This is a genomic window from Aeromonas australiensis (genome assembly GCF_000819725.1).
Lineage (GTDB): Bacteria > Pseudomonadota > Gammaproteobacteria > Enterobacterales > Aeromonadaceae > Aeromonas > Aeromonas australiensis.
The window spans coordinates 68,965-80,274 of the sequence record NZ_CDDH01000079.1 but is presented as its reverse complement, the minus strand read 5'-3'; the positions used below and the strand labels follow the sequence as shown (position 1 = coordinate 80,274).

The 11,310-nt window shown below is 60.0% G+C and carries 10 protein-coding genes; 8 read left to right on the top strand and 2 right to left on the bottom strand.

Annotated elements, in window-relative coordinates:
* From BN1117_RS14865 to bamJ, 7 genes are all read left to right on the top strand, one after another.
* On the top strand, positions 1-303 hold a 303-nt coding region (locus tag BN1117_RS14865; RefSeq protein ID WP_040098600.1), incomplete at its 5' end, for an aldehyde dehydrogenase family protein.
* A gap of 125 nt (positions 304-428) precedes the next feature.
* A complete protein-coding gene (gabT, locus tag BN1117_RS14860; protein ID WP_040098598.1) occupies positions 429-1,718 on the top strand; it encodes a 4-aminobutyrate--2-oxoglutarate transaminase in 1,290 nt (429 codons plus the stop codon).
* Positions 1,719-2,083: 365 nt separating this feature from the next.
* Positions 2,084-3,433, top strand: a complete 1,350-nt coding sequence (locus BN1117_RS14855) for an APC family permease (RefSeq protein WP_040098596.1) — start codon at positions 2,084-2,086, stop codon at positions 3,431-3,433.
* Between the two features lie 664 nt (positions 3,434-4,097).
* On the top strand, positions 4,098-4,238 hold the full coding sequence (locus tag BN1117_RS19680) for a hypothetical protein (RefSeq protein ID WP_005338239.1): 141 nt from the start codon (positions 4,098-4,100) through the stop codon (positions 4,236-4,238).
* Complete coding sequence (locus tag BN1117_RS14850) at positions 4,238-5,584, top strand: APC family permease (protein WP_040098594.1); 1,347 nt, start codon at positions 4,238-4,240, stop codon at positions 5,582-5,584. The genes BN1117_RS19680 and BN1117_RS14850 overlap by 1 nt, the downstream gene beginning before the upstream one ends.
* A 337-nt stretch (positions 5,585-5,921) precedes the next feature.
* Positions 5,922-7,076 (top strand): sodium:phosphate symporter, encoded by a 1,155-nt coding sequence (locus tag BN1117_RS14845; protein WP_040098592.1) that lies wholly within the window; start codon positions 5,922-5,924, stop codon positions 7,074-7,076.
* Positions 7,077-7,249: 173 nt separating this feature from the next.
* A complete protein-coding gene (gene bamJ, locus BN1117_RS14840; protein ID WP_040098590.1) occupies positions 7,250-7,720 on the top strand; it encodes a BamJ family beta-barrel-assembly machinery protein in 471 nt (156 codons plus the stop codon).
* Between the two features lie 65 nt (positions 7,721-7,785).
* Here the strand turns inward: bamJ and ggt are convergent, their stop codons facing one another.
* Positions 7,786-9,567, bottom strand: a complete 1,782-nt coding sequence (gene ggt, locus BN1117_RS14835; protein ID WP_040098588.1) for a gamma-glutamyltransferase — start codon at positions 9,565-9,567, stop codon at positions 7,786-7,788.
* A 177-nt stretch (positions 9,568-9,744) separates the two neighbouring features.
* A complete protein-coding gene (gene rdgC / locus BN1117_RS14830; protein WP_040098586.1) occupies positions 9,745-10,656 on the bottom strand; it encodes a recombination-associated protein RdgC in 912 nt (303 codons plus the stop codon).
* Positions 10,657-10,833: 177 nt separating this feature from the next.
* Between rdgC and BN1117_RS14825 the strand changes: the two genes are divergently transcribed.
* Positions 10,834-11,262: a GNAT family N-acetyltransferase gene (locus BN1117_RS14825; RefSeq protein WP_040098584.1), complete on the top strand. Its 429-nt coding sequence runs from the start codon at positions 10,834-10,836 to the stop codon at positions 11,260-11,262.
* Positions 11,263-11,310: the final 48 nt, after the last annotated feature.

Below are 11,310 nucleotides of genomic sequence, written 5' to 3'. Positions count from 1 at the left end.
GAGGAGATCTTCGGCCCGGTGGCCCCGCTGGTGCGCTTCGAGACGGAAGCCGAAGCCATCGCCATTGCCAACGACACCCCTTACGGTCTCGCCGCCTACTTCTATGGCCGCGACATCGCCCGGGTGTGGCGCGTCGCTGAGCAGCTGGAGTACGGCATGGTCGGTATCAACGAGGGGATCATCTCAACCGAGCTGGCCCCCTTCGGCGGCATCAAGGAGTCGGGTCTGGGTCGGGAGGGTGCCGCCGAGGGGCTGGAGGAGTATCTGGAGACCAAATACCTCTGCTTTGGCGCCATTCGCTAGGGCAGCAACAGAGAGACAAGACGCCGCCAATCTGGCCCGATGGGCTGATCGGTGGTGATGGGCGCCAAAACGCCTGCCACATTATTCAGGGAATATCGGGGGCTGCGGCCCCTCAGGGAGGAAAGATGAGTCAGTCAGCATCAAACAAGGCGTGGCAAGCGCGCCGCGAAGCAGCCGTGGTCAACGGCGTCGGTACCCTGCTGCCGGTCTTTATCGACCGGGCGCAAAATGCCGAGCTGTGGGATGTGGAGGGCAACCGCTACATCGACTTTGCCTCCGGCATCGCCGTGCTCAATACCGGCCACAACCACCCCAAAGTGGTGGCGGCAGTGCGCGATCAACTGGAAAAATTCAGCCACACCTGCTTTCAGGTCACCCCTTACCCCGGCTATATCGAGCTTGCCGAGAAGCTCAACGCCCTGGTGCCCGGCCCGACCCCGAAGCGCACCCTGTTTCTCTCCACCGGCGCCGAAGCGGTCGAGAACGCCATCAAGATTGCCCGCGCCCACACCGGTCGCAGCGGCACCATCGCCTTCAAGGGGGGCTTTCACGGTCGCACCATGATGGGGATGGCGCTCACCGGCAAGGTGGTCCCCTACAAGACCGGCTTTGGCCCCTTCCCGGGGGAGGTCTACCACATCCCCTTCCCCGCCGATTATCTCGGGGTGAGTGAAGAGGATGCCCTGCACGCCCTCGAGCTCTGCTTCAGCGCCGACATCGAACCGAGCCGGGTTGCCGCCATCATCATCGAGCCGGTACAGGGCGAAGGGGGCTTCTATCCCGCCTCCCCGAACTTTATGCAGAAGCTGCGCAGCGTCTGCGACCAGCACGGCATTCTGCTGATTTGCGACGAGATCCAGAGCGGTTTTTGCCGCACCGGCAAAACCTTCGCCACCGAGTATGCCGCCATCGAGCCGGACATCATGACCCTGGCCAAGAGTCTGGCGGGGGGCTTCCCGCTCTCGGCGGTAGTGGGCAAGGCGGAGATCATGAACTCGGCCAAGCCGGGAGGGCTGGGTGGCACCTATGCCGGTTCACCCATCGCCTGCGCCGCCGCGCTGGCGGTCTTGCAGGTGATCGACGAGGAGAAACTCAACCAGAAAGCGCTGGATCAGGGTGAGCAGATCAAGGCGAGGCTGGAACGCATAGCCGAGCGTTTTGACTGCATAGGTCAAATTCGCGGCCCCGGTGCCATGGTGGCCATGGAGCTGGTAAAACGCCGTGATGCCAGTCAGCCCGATCCCGACCTTACCAAGCGCCTGGTGGCCGAGGCGGGCAAACGGGGTCTGGTCCTGCTCTCATGCGGGGTACGCGCAAATGTCATCCGTTTTCTCGCCCCCCTGACAGCCCCTGCGGCAGTGATTGACGAGGGGCTGCAACTCCTTGAAAAATCACTGGAGGCCGTGCTGGCCTGACCAGCAGGAAAGTGACCACTTACCTGTGCAAATAAATGCAGTTTTGCCCCCTTTTTTGCTTGTCAAGGGGGCCCTGCAAATGCAAAATGCGCCGCCACTGAAAGAACCGATGCAAACAATGGCATCGGTTCTTTTTTAGACAGTGAACAAACCCATAAACGAGGCCGGATCACCCCCGGAAAAGATAGCGAGATTGGCAGCAATCTCCCGACACCACTCTCAGTGAGGAACAACATGGGGCATCTCAATGCTTTCCAACCGGCCATGGCCGGTGTGCGCCGCCCTGGCGCCCTTGATTCCCGGGCCTCTCTCCCGGTTTCGTTGATGGACCGTGCCACTCTGGCACTGCATGAGGAACATGCATAATGGCGGCCCAGCAGGTTGGTCTGAAAAAGACCCTCAAACTGTGGCAGGTCGTGGTTATGGGACTGGCGTACCTCACCCCCATGGCGGTGTTCGACACCTTCGGCATCGTTACCGAGATCACCGAAGGCCATGTGCCGACCGCCTACCTGTTTGCCCTCATCGGCATGCTGTTCACTGCCCTGAGCTACGGCCATCTGGTGCGCAAGTTCCCGTCAGCCGGCTCCGCCTATACCTATGCCCAGAAGGTGTTTCACCCCTATGTCGGCTTTATGGTGGGCTGGACTTCCCTGCTCGACTATATGTTCATGCCGATGATCAACATGCTGCTGGCCAAGATCTATCTGGAAGCGCTGTTCCCCGGTGTGGAGCCCTGGACCTATATCTTCGGTCTGGCGGCAGTGATGACCGCCCTTAACCTGCGTGGCATCAAACTGGTGGCCAACTTCAACAGCCTGATCGTCATCATGCAGTTCAGCATCATCGCCGTCTTTATCGGCCTGATCGCTTGGGGCGTTCACAATGGTGAAGGGCTGGGCACTGTTGCCAGCAGCCGTCCTTTCCTCTCGGAGCAGATCAACATCTCGCCGCTGCTGATGGGGGCCTCCATCCTCTGTCTGTCGTTCCTCGGTTTTGACGCCATCAGTACCCTGTCGGAAGAGACACCGGATGCGGATCGCGTCATCCCCCGCGCCATCGTGCTGACGGCGCTGATCGGCGGTGTGCTGTTCGTCACTACCTCCTACTTCCTGCAGCTCTACTTCCCTGACATCTCCCGCTTCCAGCATCCGGATGCGGTACTGCCGGAGATCGCCCTCTATGTCGGCGGCAAGCTGTTCCAGGCGGTGGTGCTGGTTTGTACCACAGTAGCGGTGCTCGCTTCCGGGCTCGCCTCCCACGCCGGTGTATCGCGCCTGCTCTATGTGATGGGTCGTGATCGCGCCCTGCCCGCCCGCTTCTTCGGTTACATCCATCCGAAGTGGCAGACCCCGGCACTCAACGTGCTGCTGGTTGGCCTGTTGGCCCTCTCAGCGCTGTCGCTGGATCTGGAGATGGCGCTGGCGCTGATCAACTTTGGCGCTCTGGTGGCCTTTACCTTCGTCAATCTGGCGGTGATTGCCCACTTCTATGTGAAGCTCGGTCGCAACAAGAGCATCAGGGACACCTTGCTGTTTCTGCTGATGCCGCTTTGTGGCGCCGCCTGTATCGGGGTGTTGTGGTTAAATCTGGAACCCGCCTCCTTCGAACTGGGGCTGATCTGGGCGGCGCTGGGGGCCATCTACCTGTTCCTGCGTCTCACCGTGTTCCGCATCCCGCTGCAGACCGCCGACAAGGTGGAGATCGCCCAGTAATCGCGGGTCAACAATATGGCCATACAAAACAAGGAGCCTGCGGGCTCCTTGTTATTTCTGCAGCGATCGGGTTTGGCAATGAGATGGTTGCCAGTGGCGCAATTTCTGTGAGAAGTGTGACTGGTTTCAAATAATTACCCAGCCGAGCCGCGGACCGTACCATGGCACGGTCCGCGTCACACTCTATTTTCAGTCACCATTTCGAATAAATATGCATTGGATATATTTCTCTTTCCCTCCCTCTTTGCACCTCTCCAACCGATAAAATAGCAGGCCCCTACCTCGGGGCGACCAGACAAATATGATCAGGATCAAGGTTGAGGCGCTATGCACCCTGCAGCCCCGATTTGCCGATTTTTCATACGCCACGACAGGGTTCTCTTCCCCCCCGAAAAAGGGGGAGCGGCTCGGGGACGGCTGCAGGGGGCGAGTGACCACTTACCTGCTCCGTGCGTATGCAAAAAAATGCGTTAATCTGCCCTTTTTTGCTTGTCAAGGGGGCTGACCGAATGCACAATACGCCGCCAATAAAGGACCGATGTTCACTGCGACATCGGTTTTTCTATTTTGAAGTGCAGTACAAACCCACCACAAGAGGCCGGAACGTTTCCGGAAGTGATATTCGAGATTGCCAAACAATCTCCCGACGTTAATGAGGAAAAACATGGGGCGTTTTAATGCTTTCCTGCCGGTACAGCCCGGTATGCGCCTCCCCGGCGCCCTTGATGTACAGGCTTGCGAATCCATCGTATCCCTGCGCTCGTTGCAAGCACGTGCTGCGGCACTGATTGAGGAGAAAGCGTAATGGCATCGCAAAACGCCAAGCTGCTCAAGACCCTTACCCTGACACAAGTGATTGTGATGGGTCTGGCCTATCTGACCCCCATGGCTGTCTTCGACACCTTCGCCATCGTCGGTGATATCACCGATGGCCGGGTCGCTACCGCTTATCTGTTGGCGCTGGGCGGCATCCTGCTCACCGCTTTCAGCTACGGCCATCTGGTACGCAAGTTCCCCTCTGCGGGCTCTGCCTATACCTATGCCCAGAAGGTGTTCAACCCCTACGTCGGTTTCATGGTCGGCTGGTCATCCCTGCTCGACTACATGTTCATGCCGATGATCAATATCCTGCTGGCCAAGATCTACCTGACCGCCATGTTCCCGGGTGTCGACCCCTGGGTATTCATCTTCGGTCTGGTGACCGTGATGACCTTCCTCAACCTGCGTGGCATCAATCTGGTAGCCAACTTCAACGGTCTGATCGTGGTGATCCAGCTGGCCATCATCATCCTCTTTATCGGCCTGATGGCGTGGGGCATCTACCACGGTGAGGGTGCTGGCACCCTGATGAGCAGCCGCCCGTTCCACTTCGAATCAGCACAGCTGGTACCGCTCTTTACCGGTGCGACCATCCTCTGCTTCTCGTTCCTGGGCTTTGACGGCCTGAGCTCCCTCTCCGAAGAGACCCCGAACGCCGGCAAGGTGATCCCCAAGGCGATCGTGCTGACTGCTCTTATCGGCGGCGTCATCTTCGTAGTGGTCTCCTACTGCCTGCAACTCTATTTTCCGGATCTGGCTCGCTTCAAAGAGCCCGATGCGGTCCTGCCGGAGATTGCCCTCTACGTTGGCGGCACCTTCTTCCAATCGGTGGTTCTGGTCTGCACCACGGTCGCGGTACTGGCCTCCGGCATGGCGGCTCACGCCGGTGTCTCGCGCATCCTCTATGTGATGGGGCGTGACCGGATGATCCCGGAGCGGGTGTTTGGCTACATCCACCCGAAATATCGCACACCGGCTATCAACGTCGTGATGGTGGGAGCACTGGCCCTCTCAGCCGTGTCGTTTGATCTGGATACCGCACTGGCACTGGTCAACTTCGGCGCCCTGGTGGCTTTCAGCTTCGTCAACCTGTCGGTGATCGGCCAGTTCTGGGTGCGCGAGAAGCGCAACAAGAGCCTCAAGGATCACCTCATCTACCTGTTGATGCCGCTGCTCGGCGCCGCCACCATAGGTGCACTCTGGATCAATCTGGAGCAGAGCTCGCTGGAGCTGGGCCTGATCTGGGCTGGCCTCGGTGTCACCTATCTGTTCCTGCGTCTGGCGGTGTTCCGCATTCCGTTCCGTCAGTATGAAGAGGCAAGCGACGCCTGATAAGCGGCAAGCCACGGATAGCAGAAGGGGAGCCACGGCTCCCCTTCTGCTATTGCACCTCGTCACCCGTTGGCTGCTCTTGCCAACCCTGCGCCGGGTCATCTTGAGGTCATCGCCCCCCGACACGCAGCTGTTTACTTTGTCGCACAGTTCAGTGCTACCACTCTTCAGCCGTGAGTCGGCCCCACCATCTGTTTTTGCCTCGGTAGCCACCACAAAAACACACTTTCATCAAACCATCATAAAAGTGTCACTTTGTCATATTTCTGTCATAGAGCCTTGTTTAAATGCCCGAGTCTACTTCAACCCTGACGGCATGACCGTCCCAAGAGGCTACATGCAACAGACTCAATCCTTGCCACAACAGCGGGTATCCAACCGCAAATCGCTGTTCAACTGGATCACAGTTATCGCACTTGTCTACCTCATTCTGGTTGCCGTTGGGGCCGTCTCCCACGGCTTCAAGGGCTTCTCCGGCGGCGCCGAGGGTGCAGCCCGGATCTTCGCCTTTGCCAACGACCCCTTCCTTGCCCTGCTGCTCGGTATTCTGGCGACCGCGCTGGTGCAATCCTCCAGCACCGTCACCTCGGTGATCGTCGGTCTGGTGGCTGGCGGCCTGCCCATCGGCATGGCCATCCCCATGGTGATGGGGGCCAACCTCGGCACCACCATCACCAATACCATCGTCTCCATGGGCCATGTGCGGGATCGCACCGAGTTCCGCCGCGCCTTCGCCGCCGCTACCGTGCACGACTTCTTCAACCTGCTGGCGGTGTTCATCTTCCTGCCGCTGGAGCTGATGTTCGGCCTGCTGCAACACAGCGCCGAGTGGCTGGCCAACCTGCTGGTGGGCTCCGCCGACATGTCGATGAAGGGCATGGATTTCATGAAACCGCTGACCGCACCGGCCCAGCAGTTGATTGACAGCGCCGTCGCTTTCCTGCCGGGCAAGGGTGCCGCCATCGCCACCATCGCCATCGGTATCCTGCTGATCCTCGCCTGTGTCACTTATCTGGGCAAAGTGCTGCAACAGGTGCTGGTGGGCCGAGCCAAAGAGGTGCTGCACAAGGCGCTGGGCCGTGGCCCGCTGAGCGGCATCACCTCCGGTGCGCTGGTGACCATCATGGTGCAGTCCTCCTCCACCACCACCAGCCTGATGATCCCGCTGGCCGGCGGTGGTGTGTTCAGTACCCGTCAGCTCTACCCCTTCACCCTGGGGGCCAATGTCGGCACCACCATCACGGCCCTGCTGGCTGCCACCGCCATTAGCGGAGCCGGTGCCCAACTGGCCCTGACCATTGCGCTGGTCCATGTGCTGTTCAACCTCTTCGCCGTGGCATTCATCTATGGCATCCCCTTCCTGCGTGACCTGCCGGTGCGCGCCGCCGAGGGGCTGGCCCGGGTAGGCAGCGAAAACAAGCTGCTGGCACTGGGTTATGTGGCAGGTCTCTTCTTCGCCCTGCCCGCCCTGATGATGGTGGCAGCCAAGTAAGCGCCGCCGCCATGACAAGGGGCGAGTCAGCGACTCGCCCCTTTTTGCGTCCAGCTCACCGGAGTTTGCCTGCCCGCTCACATCCTCCCGCCCTGTGGCTCGCCATCAGCGGCAGTGCGCGATAAGATGGCCCCTCATTGCACTTTTTACATTTCATGGAACAGGAAAAACCGATGAAATTCATACTGATCGCGCTGCTCATCGCCGGTGTGGCCTACTACTTCTACGCCAGCAGCAACAGCAAAAAACAGGCTGTTGAGAACGTACGGATTGGCGCCGAGTTCCTCGCCAGCAACAAGGAGAAACCGCTGGTGACCACCACCGCCTCCGGCCTGCAGTACGAAGTGCTGACCCCGGGCACCGGCACCGTTCACCCCACCGCCACCAGCAAGGTGAAGGTGCACTACGAGGGCAAGCTGCTGGATGGCACCGTCTTTGACAGCTCGGTCGCTCGTGGCGAGCCCATCGAGTTCGGCCTCAATCAGGTGATCAAAGGGTGGACTGAAGGGGTTCAGCTGATGGTGGAAGGGGAGAAGACCCGTTTCTATATCCCCGCCAACCTCGCCTACGGCGACCGCGCTGCAGGTAAAATCCCGCCGGGCTCAGTCTTGATCTTCGACGTGGAGCTGTTGGGTATCAAATAATCTTCCAGGTTAGACGACATCAATAACAAGGCCAGCATCATGCTGGCCTTGTTGCTGTGGGAACCTTACTCCCCCTTGGCGATCCCTTCCCGGCGCGGATCCGCTGCGCCAAACCAGCCACCAGCGTTGCGCTCAACCCCTTGCAGGCCGGAGGTCTGCTCGTTCAGTACCACCTCATGTCCCCTCGCCTTCAGTTCCTCGATCACCGACATGGGGGTGCGCCCCGCTTCCAGCTCGGTGGGGGCGTTGCGGCTGCCAAAGTTGGGCAGGTTGATGGCCTGCTGCAGGTTCAGGCCCCAATCCTGGGTGCCGAGCAGGGTCTTGCCCACGTAGTTGATGATGGCGGAGCCCCCCGGCGAGCCCAGCGTCATGGTCAGCTCGCCGCTTGGCTTGTCAAACACCAGCAGGGGTGACATGGAGGAGCGGGGCCGCTTGCCCGGCTCCACCCGGTTTGCCACCGGCAGACCGGCAGCATCCACCGAGGTGAAGGAGAAGTCGGTGAGCTGGTTGTTGAGCAGGTAACCGTTGACCATCTGGCGCGACCCGAAACCATCCTCGATGGAGCTGGTCATGGAGATAGCCATCCCCGCCTTGTCGACAATCGAGACATGGCTGGTAGAGGGGAGTTCGGGGGTCGCATCCTTGCCGCGCGCCAGCGCCAGTGGCGGAGTACCGGGCTGGGCAACCCCCATGGATCTCTCTGTGACAAGCTTGCCGCGCTCGGCCAGATAGCCCTTGTCCAGCAGCCCCTGCACCGGCACGCTGACAAAATCGCTGTCGGCGACGTACTGGTTGCGATCGGCGAAGGCCAGACGCGCCGCTTCGCTGTAGAGGTGGATAGCCTCGCTGGAGGCTGCCAGTCCCCCCTCCTTGGTGGTGATCGGCTTGAAGGCCGCCATATCGCGGCTCTCCAGCATGCCGAAGATCTGGCCGAGTGCCAGGGTGCCGGACGAGGGAGTGGGAAAGCCGCAGATCTTGCTCTGGCGATAGTCAAAGCAGAGGCCATCCCGCACTTTAGCCTGATAGCTGGCCAGATCGCTGGCCGCCAGTATCCCGGGATTGGTGGGATGCTGGCGCACCTTGGCCACCATGGCATCCGCCAACGGCCCCTGATAAAAGGCATCCGCCCCCTCTGTGGCCAGAGTGCGCAACACCTTGGCCAGCGCCGGGTTGGTCAGCCGGGTGCCTGCCGGTTTGGGGCTGCCATCCACCTGATAGAAGTAGGCGCGCGCCTCCGGATCCCGTGCCAGATAGGGATCCTTGGCCAGCAAGGTGGCCAGCCGTGGACTAATCACAAATCCTTGCTCTGCCAGGGTGATGGCGGGCTCGAACAGCGCAGCCCAGGGCAACTTGCCATAACGCTGATGGGCCAGCGCCAGCGCGCGCAGGGTACCGGGAACGCCGACCGAGCGCCCCCCCACCACCCCGTCATAAAACGCCAGCGGCTTGCCATCTTGCATAAACAGCTGGTCGGTGGCGGCAGCCGGCGCCGTCTCGCGGCCATCCACCGCACTCACCTTGCGGCCATCCCACACCAGCAGCAGGGTTCCACCACCGATCCCGGAGGATTGCGGCTCCACCAGCGTCAACACCAGCTGCACTGCAATGGCGGCATCGACGGCACTGCCACCAGCCTTGATGATCTGGTAGCCCGCATCCACCGCCAGCGGGTTGGCGGCCGCCACCATAAAATCATGGCCCTGCCAGCCCTGTTTGTCGGTCCAGCCACTAGCGGCTTCGGGTGCGATCAGGGTCTGGGCTGGCGGGGCGTAGTGAAAGCCCTTGTCACTGGCACAACCGGCCAGCAGGGCAAGGGCGACAACCAGCCCCAGAGGTTTGCGCAACATGACACTCTCCTTGTTCATTCTGAAACCATAAAAAGGGACTATGTCACGATTGGCGCTGATAGCTCAAGTTATTGAATAAGATCAATATCTTACTCATCTATCAATAATGGTGATCCGCAATAGATATAAAAAAAACGCCCGAAGGCGGTTTTTTTCAAGCAGAAAAATCCAGTTCGCTTAGATGGACTGTTCTTCGCCACCCAAAGCGGCAAACAGCGCCGGGATAAACTGGGCCAGCTCGGCGGTGACCAGGGCGAAGTCCGCATCCAGACGGGCGGCCGGATCTTCGCTGGTGACGTCGTCGTTCTGCTCGCGCAGCTCTTCGCTGAACTTCAGGCGCTTGATGGAGAGATCATCCCCCAGCACGAAGCTGACAGTCTCGCCCCAGTTGAGGGCCAGCTTGGTCACCAGCTTGTCGTTGGCCAGATGGTTCTTGATTTCATCGGTCATCAGATCCTGCTGCTTGCAGCGGATGATGCCGCCGTGCTCCATGGCACTGCGCAGCTCGGCTTCATCTTCCAGCGTGAAGGAGGCAGGCAAGTTGCCCTCGTTCAGCCACTCGGTCATGGTGATCTCGGGCGGGTTCTTGAGGGCCACCGGCACCACCGGCAGGGAGCCGATGGATTTGCGCAGCAGCGCCAGCAGATCGTCTGCCTTCTTGGCAGAACCTGCATCCACCACCATCAAATTGTCGGCCGGATTGATCCAGGCGAAGGTCTGGCTGGTACGACTAAAGGCACGGGGCAGCAGGGTGTGGAGGATCTCCTCTTTCAGCGCCTCCTTCTCTTTCTTCTTGAGGGCTCGCCCTTGCTCGAATTCGATCGCCTCTACCTTCTCGGCCAGCATCTCCTTGACCACGGTACCGGGCAGCATCTTCTCCTCTTTGCGGGCGCAGATGAGGATGTGGCCGGAGGCAGAGTGGGTCAGGGTTGAGCCGAATTTGCCAAGGGGCTTGACCCACCCGAAACGGGAGATGTCCTGACTGCCGCAAGGGGTAAAAGCACAGGCTTCCAGCTGGGTTTCCAGCTGATCCACGGTCAGGTCAAAGGGGCGGGTAAAACGATAAATCTGCAGGTTTTTAAACCACATGGCGTCCTCGGTCTCTAGATTGTCCGGCGGACATTGTACTAGAGAGGTGCTTTGTGATCAGCCAATCATTCTCGCTAAATAAAGGGCGATCGACCTCACAAGGTCTCTTTTCTGTCACCTGTTTGTTCATCAGGTTCCCCTAGACTGCGAAAGTAAATTGTTAATAAGGATGAAGGTATGTTGCGGCCAAGTCGCCCGGAAGACATGGAAGAGATCGTCGAAATCTGGTTGCTGGCCTCCCTGCAGGCCCACGATTTCGTCGATGCCTCCTGCTGGTGGCAGGCCCAGGAGGATCTGCGTACCCGCTATCTCGATCGCGCCGCCATCTGGGTATTCGAGGAGCGCGGCGATCTGCTCGGTTTTATGGCGCTGGTGGACAACTATCTCGCCGCCCTCTTCGTGCGCCCCGACCGCCAGGGCCGCGGCGTCGGCCACGCCCTGCTGCAGGAGGCCAAGCGTCAGGGGGCGACACTCCACGCCCGGGTCTTTGTCGAGAATGATCAGGCGGTGCGTTTCTATCGCCGCCACGGCTTCGTCATTGAGGCCGAGGAGTCCGATCCCCTCACCGGCCACCCCCAATACCGGATGTGCTGCGAACCTGCCTGAATCGATGCCAGCCCCCTGTTTTACTTGAAAAAAGCACGGGGCATCCTC